The organism is Thalassospira sp., assembly GCF_048059015.1.
Taxonomy (GTDB): Bacteria; Pseudomonadota; Alphaproteobacteria; order Rhodospirillales; family Thalassospiraceae; genus Thalassospira.
The window spans coordinates 152,654-171,563 of the sequence record NZ_JBLLNT010000008.1; the positions used below are offsets into that span (position 1 = coordinate 152,654).

Genomic DNA, 18,910 nt, shown 5'->3' on the forward strand with positions numbered 1-18,910 from the left:
TGATTGATTCCAGATAAATGATTTCGCGGTTTGGGCGATTGCTGATATAAAGTCGTCCGTTGCACCGGGGGGAACACCGCAGGCAACGGGTTGCGAGACCAGACTGCTTCGGGATAAATACGCGGCTTAAACGAAAGCCTCGTTGGGGATACTGAATTTGATCGAAGCAATAAGAACAAGCCTGCCGGGTGTGAAATCCGCACTAAGGCAGGGGCTTTTTATCGCGATGTTTGGCGCCATCACATGCATGGGCGTCACCACACCTGTGTCCGCTGAGACGCAGGAACAGGCAGCCTTGGGCAATCCAGAGCTGGATGACGCGCTTTCGGTCCTTATTCCCAAACCACTTTCAGATCGTGATGCCGAACTGTATGAGCAGATTTTTGCTGTTCAGGAACAGGGCCGCTGGAAAGATGCGGATCGCCTGATCTCGCGCTTGTCTGATGATGTCCTTATGGGGCATGTCATGGCGCAGCGCTATCTGCACCCGACGGCTTATCGTTCACGCTACAAAGAACTTCGTGACTGGCTTGCCAGCTATGCCGATCATCCGCAGGCGCCGCGCATCTATAAACTTGCGCTGACGCGCCGTGGATCGGCCAACTATCCGAAGAAGCCGGTTGGAAGTTATGTCTCCGGTGCCGGATATGATTACGAAGACATCAAGCCGTATTATCACAAATCGACCAAAAGCCTTTCATCCGCGCAGCGTTCGCGTCTTTCGACCCTGAAACGTCGTATTCGTCAGCGCATTGGCGATGGTTGGCCAACCGGCGCACTTGAGGTTCTTGAAAGCCTTGAGGGCAAACGCCTGTTTGATGCCTATGAGCAGGATCACGCCAAGGCAGCGATTGCATCGGGCTATTACTATTTCGGTAAGCCTGATCTGGCATTGAAGTATGCCGGTGATGCCGCCAAGCGTTCGGGAAAATATTTGCCGCAGGCACATTGGACTGCGGGCCTGACTGCGTGGCGTCTGGACAAGATGGATACCGCGCACAAGCATTTTGCGGCCCTTAGCACCAATAAATATGCATCGAGCTGGACCCGTACGGCGGGTGCGTTCTGGGCAGCGCGTATTGATCTTGCTGCAGGTCGTTTTGAAGACGCCGACAAGATGCTTAATCGTGCGGCTGAATATCCGCGATCCTTCTATGGTCAGCTTGCCATGCGTGCGCTTGGCCGTGATGACGTGTTTGACTGGGACAGCCTTGAGCTCGATGAAAACCGTGTCAGCAAACTTAAGCTTGATCCGCATGGCCGTCGCGCGCTGTCGCTTTTGCAGATCGGCCAGCGTGATGAAGCCGAACGCGAATTGCGTAAGGCTGCCGCGAAAGATGATGACTCACTTCGTCGCGCAGTTTTGGCGCTTACCGATACGGCAAACTTTGCGTCGCTTACCATGCGTCTTGGAAGCTATATCGCGCAAAAGACCGGTGATGTATTTGTAAACGCGCTTTATCCGGTTCCGCCATGGGCACCGGAGGGTGGTTATGAGGTTGACCGTGCGCTAATTTATGCATTCATGCGCCAAGAGTCAGGTTTTAACACTGATGCACGCAGTCATGCGGGTGCACGTGGCCTGATGCAGCTGATGCCGGCAACCGCAAGCTATATTGGCAACACCCGTTATCGTGGTGCCAAGCGCGCCGAGCTATATGAGCCGGAAGTCAACCTTGCCCTTGGTCAGAAGTATGTTGACCATCTGCTGGAACAGAACGGCGTTGATAATGGTTTCTTGCAACTGATGGCGGCATATAATGGTGGCATTGGCAATCTTGGGCGTTGGCAGAAGGCGCTTAAAGACAATGTCGATCCGCTCTATTTCATCGAAAGCATCCCGTCGCGTGAAACACGTCTGTTCATTGAACGTGTGATGGCGAACCTTTGGATGTATCGTTCGCGCTTTGGTCAGGAAGCCCCGTCGCTTGATCTTCTGGCAGCTGGCCAATGGCCGACCTATCAGCCGCAGGATGATGAAAGCGACCGCAGCCTGACGGTTGAGCGGTAAGTATCGGCATCCATTTGATGACCCGTCCTGACGCGCCGAAATCAGATCGTAATACACATTCCATCAAGGACCGTAATCCCGATCAGGGAACGGTCCTTGATCGTATCAAAATGCCACCGATGAGCGGCGAAGAAGCTTTGCGCCGGTTTAATGAAGACCGTGCGGATGGCCAAGGATCAAAAAGCGATCTGGCGGATTTGCATCCAGTGATGAAGCTGGTGGCGCTTGGCGGGACCTTGTTGATGATTGTCGCAGGGTTGCTGGGCGTTCTGTATCTGTTCGCGGCCTGAGGTCGCCTGTATCATCAAGTCCACTGACCCTTACTGCGCGTCTGTCATGGCATCTGTTGTTGCCTGAAGCGCCTGAATCTCGCTTGCGGTGGCATTGCCCAGCGGATCGTCCTTGGGAAGATCACGATAAAGGTCGCTCAGCACACGAAGCGCCTGTACGGGCTTTTCGTTCTGTTTGAGCATCATGCCATAATAATAGCGTGCCAGCAGGTGGTTGGGCATCTGTCCCAATGCATGCAGCACCAGATCGCGTGATGTGCTATCGATCTGGCCGTTTTGGGCGGTGATGCGGGTATCGGCATATTCAATCGCCAAAAGCGGGTTGTGACCCGACAGGGCGTAGGCCTGGGCGAAGGCGGCAACCGCACGTTCGATATTGCCAAGGCGCAAGGACCCACGTGCCAGGGCAACCCAGCCCTGAAGGTTTCTTGGATTGACTTCAAGCGATACGACGATCTGGTTTAAAAGACGCCGGATTTGCTGGTCGGTCTTGAAATTGGGATCGGTGACATTGTCCGCAACGGCGGCAGCCGCTGCCAAATTGCGTTCACCGTCACGTTCGGCATAGGGCTTGGCGGGCAGCATTGGATTGCCAAGGATCGCATAAAGCCCAAGTGCTGCAATCACCGGCAAAACGGCAAAACTGATCCGTGCTGGCGACAGGCGAGTGCCAGCGGCCTTTGGCAGGCTGGCATAAATGCCAAAGCCAGCAATCAGTCCCAAGATAATCAGCCCAAGCCAGATCACCGGAAACCTCCGGCCTGCTGTTCATATGTCAGCATCGTCGGCTTCATTACGCCTTGCCGTCATCTTTGGATGTGCCAAGAAGCTCGTCCAGACGGGCCTGTTCTTCGCGGGACAGGGATGCCGTGTTGCTACCACCTTCCCGCTGCTTGCGGCGATAGAATGCGAATACCGCGATCAATGCCAGAAGGGCAAGAACCGCCGGGCTGGCCCAAAGGATATAGGTCTCAGGTTTCAGCGGCGGGCTCAGCAGGACGTAATCGCCGTAGCGCGCGACGATATAATCAATCACTTCGTCATTATCATCGCCTGCAATCAGGCGTTCGCGCACAAGAACGCGCAGATCACGGGCAAGTTCGGCATCGAAATCATCAATCGACTGGTTTTGGCAGACAAGGCAGCGCAGCTCTTTGCTGATTTCGCGCGCGCGTTCTTCCAAGACCGGGTTCGACAGCATTTCATCCGGGTTCACCGCATGGGCCGGGCCAGATGCGATGGCGGGGAACAGAAAACCGAATGTCCCGATCAGAAGCAGAAGACGTTTGGTCATCCCTTTAACTCCGCGATTTTGGGCAGAAGAACCTGTTCAAGCACATCGGTCGTGACCGGCCCGACATGTTTGTATTTGATCTGGCCTGTGCCATCGATGATGAAGGTTTCCGGAACACCGTAAACGCCAAAATCAATCCCGGTACGCCCCGAAAGATCCATGCCAACCGCAGCATAAGGATCCCCCAATTCATCGAGCCACTTCACACCGTCCTGCGGGTCTTTTTCCTTATAGTTAAGGCCATAAACCGCAACGTCGGCCTCACGCGACAGGCGTTTGATCAGCGGATGTTCGGCGCGGCACGGAATGCACCAGCTGGCAAAGACGTTCAGCACTGATACCTCACCTGATGCCAAGTCAGTACGTGACAGGCCTTTGCTGCGGCCCGGCAGCGGTGGCAATGAGAAATCCGGGGCTGGTTTGTCAATCAGGACCGATGGGACAACCGATGAGTCCTTATCAATATTCATCAGGAAGACGCCCGCCAAACCGGCAAACAACACCAGCGGTATCACAGCGATCGAAAATCTCATGAAGTGGAAACTCCAGTCTTCTGTAGGCGCAGGAACATACGCGTAAGGATGCTGATACATCCGCCGATTAACATCAAGATCATCCCGGTCCAGACCCATGGCATCATGGGCAGATAGCGGACCGTCACGACACGACCGCCATCATCATCACGATCGCCGATGGAAACATGAAGGTCGCCATCGCGACCATGCCAAATATCGGCCTCGCGGGTTTCAACACCGCGGATCGGATAGTACCGAATTTCAGGAAACAGTTCTGTTACAGGAAGTGCGTGACGATACAGGATAAAGGTCGCCTGACGGGTGGCGTAGTTTTCACCCGCCAAAAGGGATACGCCTTCATATTGCAGGTTATAAGGGCCTGCCTGAATGCTTTGTCCGGCACGCGCCGAAATCACAACCTGTTCTTCCCAGATGCTGCTTGCTGACCCTCCAGCAATCAAAACCGCCAAACCGATGTGGGAGAGCGTCATGCTGATATAGCGCGGACCAAGCAGCTGAAGATTGCGGTATTTGCTTTCGCCATGATCAGGTTGCCGCCACAGGCGCGCCCACAAATCGCTAAGCGATGCGGCCAATACCCATCCAGCCAAACCAATGCCGATCAGCGGTGTCGGCGACAGATCGATGAAGCGTATTGAGACAAACAGAACCGTGATCAGTGACAGGATGGCAGCAAGCTTCATGCGGCCACCAACCATCCAAAGTTCATCCTGACGCCACCGAAGCGCCGGGGCAAAAGCCATCAAAAACAGAAGTGGGATGGTGATGGGCACCAGCACTTCGACATAGAAGGGGGCACCAACCGTGATGGTTTCACCATCCACCCATTTCAGAACAAGTGGATAGATCGTGCCAATCAAAACCACCGCAGCAATAAGCGCCAGCATCACGCTGTTTAGGAACATGCCGCTTTCGCGAGAGATCAGCTCGAAATTGCGTTGATCGCCCAACTGATCAGAGCGCCGCCAGAACAGGTAATAGGCACTGGCAAAGAAAAGACAGAACCCGACCAAAAGGGCAAAGCTGTCACTGTGCTTCAAAAGCGTCTCAGGCAGTGGCGCGAACAAGTCGGAACGCGTCAGGTAAGCTCCAAACCAGCCAACAGCCAGCGCCGAAATACCAAGAAATGCAGTCCAGCCCTTTAGCGTTTCGGTCTTTTCCAAAACAGCCCGGCAATGCAAAAGGGCGGTGGTCAAAAGCCATGGCAAAAGCAGACTGTTTTCGGCCGTGTCCCAATACCACCAATTGCCCCAGGCCTGCTGGCTATAGGACCGATAGGCATTAATCGCGATGGCGGCCCCCAACAAAACCCACGCACCAATGGTCCAGGATCGCATGGTTTCGGCCGTTTTGCGATCAAATTGCCCCTCCAGAAGGGCTGCAATCGTCAAAGCGCAAATCACACCAAGTCCGGCCAGTCCGAGATAAAGGAACGGTTCACGCAATACCCGCAAAACATCCTGTGCTTGCGGGTTCATGCCACGCCCATCAAGCGGGGCGACATCAACACGCAGGAACGGATCTGCATCAATCAGGGCGGCAATGCCCAGAATGGCGATCAATATGCCAATGACTGAAAGTGCCTGTTGGGCAAACTGGTTGTCATCGCTATGACGCGCGAACTGAAACGCAAGCAACGCGTTGGCAAGTGACAGTGCCACAAGCCACAGCAACATGGCCCCGCCATCGGGCGTAAAGGCCGCGCCAATCCGGAACAGAAGCGGGGTTGATGAGTGGCTGACATCGGTGACAATCGGAAGGCTGAAGTCGCTAACGACAAAGGAATGGATCAGGGCTGCTTCGGCCATGACGGCAAAAGCAAGGATCACCAGCGGCAAGATCAGAAGATTGTTCGGGCGGGGCAGGGCAGAGATACCAGCAGTATCGTGCGATGGTGCGCCATTCGCACTAGCCAATCCCGCAGTCGCACCCCCCGCGCGCAGAGATGATCGCAGCCAGAGCGGGCTGAAAAGAATAGCCTGACCCAGCCCTGTCATCACCATCAGGAACAGGGCAAAATGTCCTAACTCTGCAAGCATCGAAGTTTAAGGCTTCCCCAAAATGTTCCCCAGCAACCTATTGCCTAATCGGTGGGGCCCGGATCAAGGTCGAATGGTTGCGACCATGTTTTTCTTACGCGTATGGTCGGACGTTATGGCGGCAGAATGTGGCTTAATTGCGCATCTGTTCGGCGTTTTTGGCTTCGATTTCTTCCCAGTAGCCACTTTTCTTAAGGGACTCAGCGACTTCTGGTGGCATGTAGTTTTCATCATGCTTGGCCAGAACTTCGGATGCGACAAAGGTGCCATCGGCACTCATATGGCCTTCGGCAACGACACCCTGACCTTCGCGAAATAGGTCCGGGAGAATGCCACGATAGGAAACCGGAACCGATTCTGCCATGTCGGTTACGACAAAGGCGATGGTTTGACCATCATCCATTTTCGCAACCGATCCTTCGACGACAAGGCCACCAACTCGCAGGCGCTGGTCGGGATCAATCGGGGATTTTTCGGCGATTTCGGTCGGGCTGAAGAAGAAAACAACCAAATCTTCAAAGGCCGTCAGCATCAGGGCAGCCGCCCCGCCCACCGCCAAAAGAATGGCGGCAATGGCATACATGCGTTGACGTTTACGGATTTTTGCGCGGGAAAGTGACACCGTTATTCTCCGGTCATGCCTTAGTTTTCGGTCTTTTTGCTGCGGCGTGGGCGGCGCGATTGCAGAACCGCTTCAAGCTGATCGCGTTCGATCCTGCTGCTGCGAAGTCCGCGCAGGGTGGCAACCAGAAGGATGATCATGGCAAGTGCCGTGATACCGTAGCTTGACCAGATATAGCTGCCATAGCCGCCCATTGAGAAGAACTCACTCATTGTTTGGCCTCCGCGTTGTGACCCGCATCATAGCTGCTTTCAGAAGCAACTGCGCCAGTGCGACCTTCGTCAAACATGCCTGAAAGATGAAGTGCACGAATGCGACGTTCATTAAGCTCAAGCCGGACACGCAGGATCAGAACCACAAAATAGTAGCTGGTAAATCCAAGGATCATCAGGGCCAGCGGCAACTGCATGCTGGGATCAACCGCCGGGCCATCCATGCGCACAATCGATGCAGGCTGATGCAGGGTGTTCCACCAATCGACCGAGAATTTGACAATCGGGACATTGACCGCACCAACCAGTGCCAATGCCGATCCGGCTTTTGATCCACGTTCAGGATCATCAAACGCATTCACAAGCGCAATATAGCCAAGATACAGGAACAACAAGATCAGCATCGATGTCAGGCGCGCATCCCACACCCACCACGTGCCCCACATCGGTTCACCCCAAAGCGATCCGGTAATCAGGCAAAGGGCGGTAAAGGTCGCGCCAATCGGGGCTGTCGCGCGGGCGCAGATATCGGCCAGCGGATGTTTCCAGATCAAGCTCATCGCGCCGCAAATTGCCATACCGACATAGCAAAACAGACCCATCCAGGCGGCCGGGACATGGATATACATGATCCGCACGGTATGGCCTTGTTGATAATCAACCGGCGACCCGATCAGGGCAAAATACAGCCCCGTGGCAAGCAATATGGCGGTCAAAGCTGACAACCACGGCAGGAGCGGATCTGTCAGTTTTAAAAACACACTTGGTTTGGCGAAGCGATGCATTCTCTCTTATTCCATGGCCTGTCTAACGGCATGTGCGGTGGCAAAAGGTGCTGCTGCAAGGGTCAGCAACAAAATCGCCCCCATTATTTGTAGCTGGGCTGTTGCGGAAATGCCCAGAAGTGCGGCCTCAACCGCGCCAGCCCCGAAAATCAGGACCGGGATATAAAGCGGTAAAACCAGAAGCGACACCAGAACCCCGCCCCGTCGCGCCCCTAATATCAGTGCAGCACCAATCGCACCAATCAGGCTAAGTGCCGGTGTACCCAGCAACATGGCAATCATCAAAGTGATAAAACCATCCTGATCCATATTAAGCATCACAGCCATAAGCGGGGCGGCAATGATCAATGGCAATCCGGTGGTCAGCCAATGTGCCAGAACTTTTCCCAATATCAGCAGTTCAAGCGATACGGGCGAGAGGGTCAAAAGTTCAAGCGATCCGTCCTCGTAATCGGTCTGAAACACCCGTTCGAGTGACAGCATAGCCGCCAAAAGGGCCGAAACCCATATCACACCCGATGCGATGCGGGCGAGAATGTTGGCCTCAGGCCCGACACCAAACGGGAAAAGCGTTGTCGTGACGATGAAGAACGCCACAACCATCACGGAATCAGCCCCCTGACGAAGGGCCAATCGCAAGTCACGCTGAAGGATTGCAAGGAAGCCGTTCATTGGGCGGCCTCCGGCGATGGGTTTTGACGGATCAGATCATGGTCATCGTCCAGATCATCATCACCATGTTCGGCCAGCCATTCGATCATCGGAATGGCAAATTCATCGAGATCAAGAATGCTCGGCGCATCGATATCAAGATCGACATGGGTGGAATAAACAACAATGCCGCCGCGTTTCCGGAAATCGGCAATCAGCTTGGCCAGTTCCGCACAGCTTTCGCGATCAAGCCCGACGGTTGGTTCATCGAGCAGCCAAAGATCACTTTGCCCGATCAGGATGCGGGCAAGGGCCGTGCGGCGTTTCTGACCACTTGAAAGATAACGCCCGGTGATGCGCGATAAATGATGGATATCAAGCGCATGAAGCGCATCATCAATCGCCTGATCAAGGTTTTTGACCCCGCGCAATTGCCCCCAAAGGCGTAAATTGTCGCGCACGGATAGAACCGGTTTGATGGCATCCTGATGACCCAGATAATGGGTGCGGGCATGGTGGGCAGTGCGGTCATGGGCGATGTTTTCACCATCCCAGGCCAATGTGCCAGAACGCGGCGCCAAAAGCCCCGCCATCAAGCGCAGCAGACTGGATTTTCCTGCACCATTGCGGCCGCGAAGCATGATGGCATCGCCGGATTTGGCAGCAAAGGACAAGCCACCAAATACCAATCGTTCTCCGCGCAGGCAGGTCAAATCAGAACCGCTAAAATCAGCCATATAACCCGTTAAATTGTCTGCATCTCATACCAGGACACGTCATTCTATAACGTGTTGCACTTTATTATTCATGCAATAACCGACAATGGTGTGTCTGACTTTGTCACATATCAATCCCAACCAAGCATATTTATTGCCACAAACGGCAGTGACCGCACGGTGAAAGGCCGCGCGGTCAAAATGTTTGGTGATGTCGGGTTGGGTAATGGATCTAGAATCGGATCATGGAGGCGGCCGTGATCGGACCACCCCGGCCATCTTGCACCAGAACGGCAACACCACCATTCCAGGCATCATGCATGGCAAAGGATAGCTGTTTGTTGCTGCCATCCCAATTGCCCAGATTGACCATTTCGCGCACGACATTGGCATGAACCAGTCGCTTGCCAGCATTCTCACCCGATAGGACATCGCGTTGATGTTCACGGTCAAAACCGATCAACCAGATCTGTGATGCGCGGTTTGGGGAAGGCTTTCCATTGGCGGAAAGGGTGATGGTTCCGGTTGCTGGTTGGCCGGGATTGGCGGGATTAAGCGTTATGTCGGCAATGTCATCCAGCGGCGCGATTGTGCTGCTGGCCGACTCGATTCGGCCCTTTGCTGTGGCGCGGATCACTTCGTCGCCGTTGATAATCACTTGGGGCGTATAGACATAGCGTTCGCGCATCCGGTTGGCATAGTCGCGTTGACGCGCGCTATAGCGTTCATCGGAAAACGGATCGGTCCAACCCAGATAGTTCCAGTAGTCGACATGATAGGACAGGAACAGAACGTCACTATGTTCCTGATTTAATTCATAAAGAACACGATCCGCAGGCGGGCAGGAGTTGCAGCCCTGTGATGTGTAAAGTTCGACAACAGCACGCGGCATGGTGCTTTCCGCCGCCTTTGCGGTGTGTGAGGCGGCCATCATCATGAGGGCTGTGGCATATATGAGGGGGCGAGCATTTTTCATGTCCACCATGATGCCCGAAAAGACCCATCAACCCCTAATCACAAGGCCTTGAAAGGATGGGGAGCGCAGAAATGGCAGATTTTTGCGCGTTTGCGCTGATCTTTGAAAGGAGATTTCCAAAGATTGATGTTATGAGCTGCGGACCAATCGGGACCAGTTCTAGGGAGCTGTCCAATTGCAAAGAGACAAATCACCTTTGCGTTAAATGAAAAATGGGGAACCGATCTGTCGGCGGGAGCTTAATCCGGCAAGATCGGTCCGAAACGAGGTTTGCAGGCTAATGATGAAACGCGAACACTGGGGCTCACGCCTCGGATTTATTCTGGCTGCCGCGGGGTCGGCTGTTGGATTGGGGAACATCTGGAAGTTCCCGTATATGGCTGGCGAAAATGGTGGTGGCGCCTTCTTGGTGATCTATCTTGCGCTGGTCTTCACCATCGGTCTTTCGGTCATGCTGGCTGAATTCGTGATCGGTCGCATGTCTGAAAAGAACGCGATTGGCGCATTTGCCAAACTCAAGGGCGGCCTGTGGCCGATCGTTGGTTTGTTTGGTGTTGCTGCCGCCTTTATCATTCTGTCGTTCTATTCGGTCGTTGCCGGCTGGACGCTGTCTTACATGATTAAGGCGATCACCGGTGCGCTTTCGGTTGAAGACCCGGCTGCACTTGGTGACATTTTTGGTGGTTTCATCAGTGACACCACCTCGCCGCTGATCTTCCATGCGATCTTTATGGCGCTGACCATCTTTGTCGTTCTGTCGGGTGTGGGCAGCGGCATTGAACGTGCGTCGAAAATCCTGATGCCAGCACTGTTCGCGCTTCTGATCGTTCTGATCGTGCGTTCGGTAACGCTTCCGGGTGGTATGGAAGGTGTATCGTTCCTGCTGTCGCCTGACTTCTCGAAAGTTACTTGGGCGACTGTTTCGGACGCGCTGTCACAGGCCTTCTTCTCGCTGTCGCTTGGTATGGGTGCCATGATCACCTATGGCTCGTACCTGTCGAAGAAAGAAAACCTTCCGGGTTCGGCTGGTTGGGTGACGCTGCTTGATTCCGCTGTTGCGGTTCTGGCTGGTCTTCTGGTTCTTCCGGCTGTGTTCGCATTTGGCTTTGATCCGAGTGCCGGTCCGGGCCTGACCTTTATTACGCTTCCGGCTGTGTTTGCGCAGATGCCGCTTGGCTCGTTCTTCGCATTCCTGTTCTTCCTGCTGCTTGCGATTGCCGCACTGACTTCTGCTGTTTCGATCCTTGAAGTGGTTGTGGCTTACTTCGTTGATGACCGCGGTGTCAGCCGTAAGGCTGCTGCTGTGGTTCTTGGTTTCATCATCTTCCTTCTGGGTATTCCGTCGTCGCTTTCGATGGGTGTCATGGGCGATGTTGAAATCTTGTGGGGCAAGAACTTCTTTGACCTGATGGACTTCATCAGCTCCAGCCTGCTTCTGCCGGTTGGCGGTCTGTTCATCTCGCTGTTTGTCGGCTGGGTCGTCTGGGGCAAAGCCCAGGAAGAAATCGCAGCGCATAACGGTGTTGTACCGGCATGGATTGGTGCATGGGGACTGATCGTCAAGTTCGTCGCACCGGTGGCGATTGCCTTTATCCTTCTCAAAGGTCTTGGCGTTTTCTAAGCCAAACTTTGTGAGATAGATTTGCGAAAGGGCGGGGATTTCCCCGCCCTTTTTTTCAAGTGCACTGATTAAATCAGATCAGGCAGCGGCTGCTTTGGCGATTTTCGAGATATCCTCAGCGGCCATCGGACGACCCAGAAGATACCCCTGAATAAGCTCGCACCCGGCATCGCGCAGCACATCAAGCTGGTTCTGGTTTTCAACACCCTCGGCGACGCAGGTTTTGCCAAGGTTGTGCGCCATATTGATGATGGTGATGGCCAATGACTTGCCCTCATCGCCTTCGTCAATGTCGGTGACAAAGCTTCGATCAAGCTTGATCACGTCAAAAGGCAGGCGACGCAGATAACTCAGGCTGGAAAAACCGGTGCCAAAATCATCCAGTGAAATGCTGACGCCAAGGTCACGCACCCTTTGAAGCTTGCTGCGCATGTCATCGATATTGCGCATGAACAGGCTTTCGGTGATTTCAATCTCAAGCCGGTCAGCAGCCAATCCCTTATCAACGATAATCGCGCGGACCTGTTCGGCGAAATCCACCGTGCCATAGAATTGCTGGACGGACACATTGACCGCAAGGCGCAGGTTATAAAGCCCTTCCTGACGCCAGCTGACCAACTGACGGCAAGCTGTGCGCAAAACCCAACGACCGAGCTGGCCGATCACGCCCATTTCCTCGGCAATCGGGATGAAGGTCGATGGCGGGATGTTTTTGCCCTCTGGCGTGGTCCAGCGCACAAGTGCTTCGACGCCATAAAGTGCGCCGGTCTTGGCATCAAATTGCGGCTGATAGACAAGGTGAAGCTCGTCATTATCAAGTGCTCTGCGCAGCGCATTTTCAAGTGCTAGATCGGCACCCTTTTGGCTGTGCAGATTAACGCTATAACGCCCGACCCGGTTTCGTCCCTGTTCCTTGGCCTGCATCATGGCCATTTCGGCACAGCGGATCAGGTTGCTGGTGTCGTTGGCATCTTCGGGGAAGGCAGCAAGTCCGATACTGGACGACAGATAAAGGTCTTCTCCCTTGCGGGTCAGATGGGGCTCACCAAGCCGGACCAGAAGCCGTTCAGCAAGGTTAAGGGCCTCTTGTTCGGTCTTAACGTCGGACAGGATGGCGGCGTATTCATCCGCACCCACGCGGGCCATCACCGCGTCATGTCCGAGCTCACGGCTGATACGGCGCGATACTTCGACCAGAACATCGTCACCGGCATTGTGACCAAGTGCGCTATTGACCCGTTGGAAATTATCGATATCAAGCAACAGCATCGTCAAACGCCGACCGGCACGACGTGCGCGCCCGATATGAAGCGATAGCAACTCCGAGAACCGGCGACGGTTGGGCATGCCGGTAAGTTCATCGGTGAACGCTATCCGCAGGACATCCTCGCGGCTTTTTTCCCGGCCGCTGATATCGGTAAAGATCGAGGCGTAATGCGTGATCGTACCGTCACCATCACGGATTGCCATGATGGACAGCCATTCGGCAAAGGTTTCACCGGATTTGCGGCGGTTCCAAATCTCGCCTTCCCATTTGCCGGTACGCGCCAGATCAGTCCACATCTTGGTATAGAAGGATTTGCTTTGGCGGCCGGATTGCAGGATGCGCGGGTTCTTGCCAATGACTTCTTCGGCCTGATAACCGGTCACGCGGGTAAAGGCAGGATTAACTGCCTCGATCTCGCCGCGGGCATTGCAGACCATCACGCAGTCGGGCGAGTTTTCAATCAGCTTGCGGGCCAGCGCCAGGGACTGGCGTGCCTGTGCCAACTCGTTACTACCGTCCTGGGTGACGTTGCTGAGATAAACCAGGTAGTCCTGTTCGATAAACTCCAGCAGATCGGCAAAGGACAGAACTCCGATGACCTCGTTGTGCCGGTTATGGACAACAAGGTGACGGATCCGCGCATTGATCATGATGTTGCGCGCGTCGTTCAGGTTCATGTCCTGCTGGATGATTGTCACCGGACGGGTGGCAAGTTGTCCTGCGGTGACTCCATCATCGCCATCGGCCAACTGACGCAGGATATCGCGTTCGGTGATGATCCCGGTCTGCATTTTGGGATCAGAAGAATCGGTAAAGCCGGTGACGATCGCGCTATCGCATTTTTCAGAATGCATACGCTGGCGTAATTCCCACACCGGCAGGTCGACATCGGCAAAGATGGTTGATTGACGCACCGCATCGGCGACATCATTGGCGATGAAGGGTTTCTTGTTGCTGACCTGACGGATCAGATCGGTTTGGCTGATAATGCTGACAAGGCAGCCATTTTCATCGACCGTAACCAGATGGCGCACATCGCGTTCGCGCATGCGCACGATGGCGGATTGCGGGCTGGCATGGACGGAAATGGTGTGGACCGGTTTGGACATGATCGTCTCGACCGGTTGCGCGCGGGCTTTTGCACTTGATGCCGGAAGGCGTAGTAAATCATGTTCTGTGACGATCCCGGTGGGGCGGTTGGCTTCGACCACAATGATGGAGCTGCTGTTGGCGTGGCGCATTTTTGTAATGGCCTCAGCCAGTGGCGTTTGCGCGCCACAGCTTAAAACTGTTCCGGGGGAAAGTGTTCCGACCGTCAATCCAAAGTGACGATCGTCCGACGGTGAGGGGCGCATCATTCTCGTTGGCTCTAGTGTCCTGGTTTCTTTTGCTTTTCGTCTTGAAGGCAAGGCGACTTGCTCCATACCTAGCAGGTTTGCAATTCCCTGGAATTGTTCTGGATCAAGGTTACATGTAAGAGTTGAACATCAGGATTAAAGATATTCTAAAACAAAAAAGCGCCCCGCTGAAAACAGCGGGGCGCCAGAGACTTCACTAACGATTTCAGGTTGAAATCAGGCAGCTCTCATCATGTTGCGCAGAACGAACTGCAGAATGCCGCCGTTCTGGTAGTAGAGAACTTCGTTCTCGGTATCGATGCGGCAGGTGGCAACGCACTCAACGGTGCTGCCATCTTTGCGCGTGATGCGGACCGTAACGTCCTGAAGCGGGGTGATACCATCACCGATGCCCAGTACGTCGAAGGTTTCCGAACCATCAAGCTTGTAGGTCTCACGACCTTCACCGTCTTTGAACTGCAGCGGCAGAACGCCCATGCAGACCAGGTTGGTACGGTGGATACGCTCGAAGCTTTCCGCGATCACAGCTTTGACGCCAAGCAGGTTGGTGCCTTTTGCTGCCCAGTCACGCGACGAACCGGTGCCGTATTCTTTACCAGCGACAACAACCAGCGGGGTGCCTTCTGCCTGGTAACGCATGGCAACGTCGTATACCCAGCCCTGATCGCCCGACGGATAATGAACCGAAACACCACCTTCGGTGCCCGGAGCCATTTCGTTACGGATACGAATGTTGGCAAAGGTACCGCGCATCATGACTTCGTGGTTACCACGACGTGCGCCATAAGAGTTGAAGTCACGGACTTCTACGCCGTTCGCCTTGAGGTATTCACCTGCCGGGCTGTCAGCTTTGATCGAACCGGCCGGAGAAATGTGGTCGGTGGTGACAGAGTCACCAAGGATCAGAAGCGGGCGTGCGCCATGAACTTCTGCGAAATCACCCGGTTCTTTCGCCATGTTGACGAAGTACGGCGGGTTCTGAACGTAGGTGGATTTACCATCCCACGAGAAGGTTTCGCCTTCGGTGATTTCGATTGCCTGCCAAGGCTTCGGACCTGCAAAGATGTTGTCATAACGATCTTTGTACATCGCAGCCGAGATCGAGGACGCAATGGTGTCAGCAATCTCTTTGTTGGACGGCCAGATGTCTTTCATGAAGACGTCATTGCCATTCTTGTCTTTACCGATCGGATCGTTGTTCAGGTCGATCTTCAGGTTACCAGCAAGAGCATAGGCAACAACCAGCGGCGGGGAAGCAAGGTAGTTTGCTTTCACGTGCGGGCTGATACGGCCTTCGAAGTTACGGTTACCAGACAGAACCGCCGTTACCAGCATGTCCTGATCTTCAATGGCACCGGCAATCGGACCCGCCAGCGGGCCGGAGTTACCGATACAGGTGGTGCAACCGAAACCAGCAACGTTAAAGCCAAGCTGATCCAGGTAATCCTGAAGGCCTGCTTTTTCGAGATAGTCGGCAACAACCAGCGAGCCCGGTGCGAGCGAGGTTTTCACCCACGGTTTGCTCTGAAGGCCAAGTTCGACAGCTTTTTTCGCCAGAAGACCTGCTGCGATCAAAACGCTCGGGTTCGAGGTGTTGGTGCAAGAGGTGATCGCGGCGATCACGACGTTACCGTCTTTCATTTCGAAGTTTTCGTTCGAAACCGGGACAGAGCGGTCGGTGTCTACACCCGGTGCCATGTCGGCAAAGGTGCTGTTGAAGCTTGAAACGGCATCTTTAAGCAGAACACGGTCCTGCGGACGCTTCGGACCCGAAAGGGCCGGCTCGACGGTCGAGATGTCGAGTTCAAGCGTTGCGGTGTATTCAGCTTCGAAGCCCGGCTCACGCCACATGCCCTGTTCTTTGGCATATGCTTCAACCAGAGCAATCTGGTCTTCGTCACGGCCGGTCGAACGCATGTAGTTAAGCGTTTCGTCATCGATCGGGAAGAAGCCACAGGTCGCGCCGTATTCCGGTGCCATGTTACCAATGGTGGCACGGTCCGGGAGGCTCATGTGGTCAAGGGCTTCGCCGTAGAATTCGACGAACTTACCAACAACGCCTTTTTCACGCAGCATCTGAACGACGCGCAGAACGAGGTCGGTTGCGGTAATGCCTTCTTTCATGGTGCCGGTCAGCTTGAAGCCAACGACTTCCGGGATCAGCATCGAGATCGGCTGACCAAGCATCGCTGCTTCAGCTTCCAGACCACCAACACCCCAACCAAGAACAGCAAGGCCGTTTACCATGGTGGTGTGGGAGTCGGTACCAACCAGCGTGTCCGGGTAAGCAACGGTTTTGCCGTTTTCGTCTTCGCCGGTCCAAACGACCTTTGCAAGATGCTCAACGTTCACCTGGTGGCAGATGCCTGCTCCCGGCGGGACAATGCGGAAGTTGTTGAATGCGTTCTGGCCCCAACGCAGGAAGCCATAACGTTCGCCGTTACGCTCGAACTCGACTTCCATGTTTTTGTCGAGTGCGTCGTCGGTGCCGAAGAAGTCGATCATGACCGAGTGGTCAATGACGAGGTCAACCGGTGAAAGCGGGTTCACCTTCTGGGCGTCGCCACCCATTTTAACGACAGCATCGCGCATTGCTGCAAGGTCAACGACGGCGGGAACGCCGGTGAAGTCCTGCATCAGAACGCGGGCCGGACGATAGTTGATCTCGTGGCTGCTCTTGCGCTCTTTGAGCCAATCAATAACAGCTTTGACATCGTCGGTTTTAACGGTGAAATCGTCTTCGTAACGCAGAAGGTTCTCAAGAACGACTTTCAGCGTGAACGGAAGTTTTGAAACGTCGCCGAATTTCTCGGAAGCAACTTTGAGGCTGTAATAGTCGACGGACTTGTCCCCGACATTCAGCGTGCGGCGCGTTTTCAGGTTGTCTTTGCCACAAATGGACATCAGACCCTCCTCAAGGTGGTTAAAAGGGCTTGTCGTGACAAGACACCCCGACCGTCGGAGCGCCGAGCGGTGGGCTATCTGTGTTGCGTGACGCGGGTCACGGCTACATATCTATGTGCAACGGGGTTACACCACAAATCCCTGTGAAAGTCCAGACCCTCAGAAGGGGTATTAGGGAAAACCCGCTGATCACAGCATATTGGCAAAGTACAACAAGCGTTGAAAAACCTTTAGTCGATATGTGGGAGCGCTTTTCGCCTTTCAATAGGTGCGGTTGTGGTCCGAGTCTGTTTTTCACACTACCCACATGCGTGTGCGGAGTCCAAACCATCACCGCCATCACACCGGCGTCCTGAGCGACGCCGGGTGGCCCCGACTCCGAGCCGATTTCATCAAATCCTGATCACCTGTTCAGGTTCGCGAACCGGGTGTTCAACCATCAGATATTGTGCAGCGCATGATTGCAGGAAATTTTTGCGATGCGGTGATGGTGCGCGTCATCAAATGTTCACGCCGTCAGATAACGTTACGTAATCAAGGGTAGAATGAGGGGCGGAAATCGGATGCGTCAAATTGTGCAGTGCGAATTTGTATAAAACAGCCAATCCCTTATGGATCATTGCATTGACGCGATATGCTGAAATTGGTACTTAAATGCCTATTAAATGTGTCAAGCCCGGTTTCCGTAAGGTCAGGGTTACAAAATAAACCGACACATCATCAGGGAAACTGAACAGCGGTTTGCAATTTTTGCGCGATGGAACCCGAAATGCGGTTCTGCGGCATTGCGGCCCAAGTCAGGGAGGAATGCGACGGTATGACGTCACAGAGTCCTATTTTGCAGATCAGCGACGTGTCGCTGGTTTTCGGCGGTGTACGTGCGCTGAGTGATGTCAGCTTCTCCGTCCAGCCGGGCGAGCTTTTTTCAATCATCGGGCCGAACGGCGCCGGTAAAACATCCATGCTGAACTGTGTGTCGGGCCGCTATTCGCCAACGACCGGTTCGGTGTCCTTCAAGGGGCAGGATGTAACGGGCCTTAAGCCGAATGACCGTGCCGAACTGGGCATTGGTCGTACGTTCCAGAACCTGGCGCTGTTTGGCCATATGAATGTTCTTGATAACATCATGGTCGGCCGACACCACCTTCTGAAGAACAACTTCCTGAACGGTCCGCTTTACTGGTTTGGCGGGGCTCAGAAAGAGGAACTTGAACATCGTCGCTTCTGCGAAGATGTCATCGACTTCCTTGAAATTTCCCACATCCGCAAGGCAACCGCCGGGACGCTGTCCTATGGTCTGCGCAAGCGTGTCGAGCTTGCGCGTGCTGTTGCGTTGCGTCCTGATCTGATCCTGCTTGATGAGCCGATGGCGGGCATGAACCTCGAAGAAAAAGAGGACATGGCGCGCTTTATCATCGATCTCAATGAAGAGTGGGGCATGACGGTTGTGATGATCGAACATGACATGGGCGTTGTCATGGATATCTCCAACCGGGTCATGGTTCTTGATTTCGGTCGCAAGATTGCCGAAGGCCTGCCGGAAGAAGTGATGGCCAATTCGCACGTCAAGAAAGCCTATCTGGGCGAAGAAGACGACGAAACCGATGAAGACGAGCAGGTGGCCTGAT

At 54.3% G+C, this 18,910-nt stretch carries 16 protein-coding genes; 4 read left to right on the forward strand and 12 right to left on the reverse strand.

What is annotated here, in order from left to right:
* Positions 1–157: 157 nt before the first annotated feature.
* Positions 158–2,011: a transglycosylase SLT domain-containing protein gene (locus ACMZ66_RS12695; RefSeq protein ID WP_416937573.1), complete on the forward strand. Its 1,854-nt coding sequence runs from the start codon at positions 158–160 to the stop codon at positions 2,009–2,011.
* A 17-nt stretch (positions 2,012–2,028) separates the two neighbouring features.
* The gene (locus ACMZ66_RS12700) at positions 2,029–2,301 is read left to right on the forward strand and encodes a hypothetical protein (RefSeq protein ID WP_416937574.1); all 273 of its coding nucleotides are present in this window, start codon (positions 2,029–2,031) and stop codon (positions 2,299–2,301) included.
* A gap of 30 nt (positions 2,302–2,331) precedes the next feature.
* Here ACMZ66_RS12700 and ACMZ66_RS12705 read toward each other — a convergent pair whose 3' ends face one another.
* From ACMZ66_RS12705 to ACMZ66_RS12750, 10 genes are all read right to left on the reverse strand, one after another.
* Entirely contained in the window at positions 2,332–3,048 is a 717-nt protein-coding gene (locus tag ACMZ66_RS12705; RefSeq protein WP_416937575.1) for a tetratricopeptide repeat protein, read from the reverse strand.
* A gap of 46 nt (positions 3,049–3,094) precedes the next feature.
* Complete coding sequence (locus tag ACMZ66_RS12710) at positions 3,095–3,595, reverse strand: cytochrome c-type biogenesis protein (RefSeq protein ID WP_416937576.1); 501 nt, start codon at positions 3,593–3,595, stop codon at positions 3,095–3,097.
* Positions 3,592–4,128: a DsbE family thiol:disulfide interchange protein gene (locus ACMZ66_RS12715; protein ID WP_416937577.1), complete on the reverse strand. Its 537-nt coding sequence runs from the start codon at positions 4,126–4,128 to the stop codon at positions 3,592–3,594. Before ACMZ66_RS12715 ends, ACMZ66_RS12710 begins: the two co-directional genes overlap by 4 nt.
* Positions 4,125–6,170: a heme lyase CcmF/NrfE family subunit gene (locus tag ACMZ66_RS12720; protein WP_416937578.1), complete on the reverse strand. Its 2,046-nt coding sequence runs from the start codon at positions 6,168–6,170 to the stop codon at positions 4,125–4,127. The genes ACMZ66_RS12715 and ACMZ66_RS12720 overlap by 4 nt, the downstream gene beginning before the upstream one ends.
* A 133-nt stretch (positions 6,171–6,303) precedes the next feature.
* Positions 6,304–6,792 carry a cytochrome c maturation protein CcmE gene (ccmE, locus tag ACMZ66_RS12725; RefSeq protein WP_416937579.1) on the reverse strand — a complete coding sequence of 163 codons (489 nt, stop codon included), beginning with the start codon at positions 6,790–6,792 and terminating at the stop codon, positions 6,304–6,306.
* Between the two features lie 20 nt (positions 6,793–6,812).
* Positions 6,813–7,004: a heme exporter protein CcmD gene (ccmD, locus tag ACMZ66_RS12730; protein WP_416937580.1), complete on the reverse strand. Its 192-nt coding sequence runs from the start codon at positions 7,002–7,004 to the stop codon at positions 6,813–6,815.
* Positions 7,001–7,789: a heme ABC transporter permease gene (locus tag ACMZ66_RS12735; protein WP_416937581.1), complete on the reverse strand. Its 789-nt coding sequence runs from the start codon at positions 7,787–7,789 to the stop codon at positions 7,001–7,003. Before ACMZ66_RS12735 ends, ccmD begins: the two co-directional genes overlap by 4 nt.
* A gap of 6 nt (positions 7,790–7,795) precedes the next feature.
* On the reverse strand, positions 7,796–8,461 hold the full coding sequence (gene ccmB, locus ACMZ66_RS12740) for a heme exporter protein CcmB (protein ID WP_416937582.1): 666 nt from the start codon (positions 8,459–8,461) through the stop codon (positions 7,796–7,798).
* The gene (gene ccmA / locus ACMZ66_RS12745; protein WP_416937583.1) at positions 8,458–9,177 is read right to left on the reverse strand and encodes a heme ABC exporter ATP-binding protein CcmA; all 720 of its coding nucleotides are present in this window, start codon (positions 9,175–9,177) and stop codon (positions 8,458–8,460) included. The genes ccmB and ccmA overlap by 4 nt, the downstream gene beginning before the upstream one ends.
* Positions 9,178–9,388: 211 nt before the next feature.
* Positions 9,389–10,048 carry a DUF1223 domain-containing protein gene (locus tag ACMZ66_RS12750; RefSeq protein ID WP_416937584.1) on the reverse strand — a complete coding sequence of 220 codons (660 nt, stop codon included), beginning with the start codon at positions 10,046–10,048 and terminating at the stop codon, positions 9,389–9,391.
* A gap of 364 nt (positions 10,049–10,412) precedes the next feature.
* Between ACMZ66_RS12750 and ACMZ66_RS12755 the strand changes: the two genes are divergently transcribed.
* Positions 10,413–11,753 carry a sodium-dependent transporter gene (locus tag ACMZ66_RS12755; protein ID WP_416937585.1) on the forward strand — a complete coding sequence of 447 codons (1,341 nt, stop codon included), beginning with the start codon at positions 10,413–10,415 and terminating at the stop codon, positions 11,751–11,753.
* A 78-nt stretch (positions 11,754–11,831) separates the two neighbouring features.
* Here ACMZ66_RS12755 and ACMZ66_RS12760 read toward each other — a convergent pair whose 3' ends face one another.
* Together ACMZ66_RS12760 and acnA are read right to left on the reverse strand one after the other, a co-directional pair.
* Positions 11,832–14,378 (reverse strand): EAL domain-containing protein, encoded by a 2,547-nt coding sequence (locus tag ACMZ66_RS12760; protein WP_416937586.1) that lies wholly within the window; start codon positions 14,376–14,378, stop codon positions 11,832–11,834.
* Between the two features lie 216 nt (positions 14,379–14,594).
* Positions 14,595–17,282 (reverse strand): aconitate hydratase AcnA, encoded by a 2,688-nt coding sequence (acnA, locus tag ACMZ66_RS12765; protein ID WP_416937587.1) that lies wholly within the window; start codon positions 17,280–17,282, stop codon positions 14,595–14,597.
* A gap of 817 nt (positions 17,283–18,099) precedes the next feature.
* Between acnA and ACMZ66_RS12770 the strand changes: the two genes are divergently transcribed.
* On the forward strand, positions 18,100–18,909 hold the full coding sequence (locus ACMZ66_RS12770) for an ABC transporter ATP-binding protein (RefSeq protein ID WP_416937588.1): 810 nt from the start codon (positions 18,100–18,102) through the stop codon (positions 18,907–18,909).
* Position 18,910: the final 1 nt, after the last annotated feature.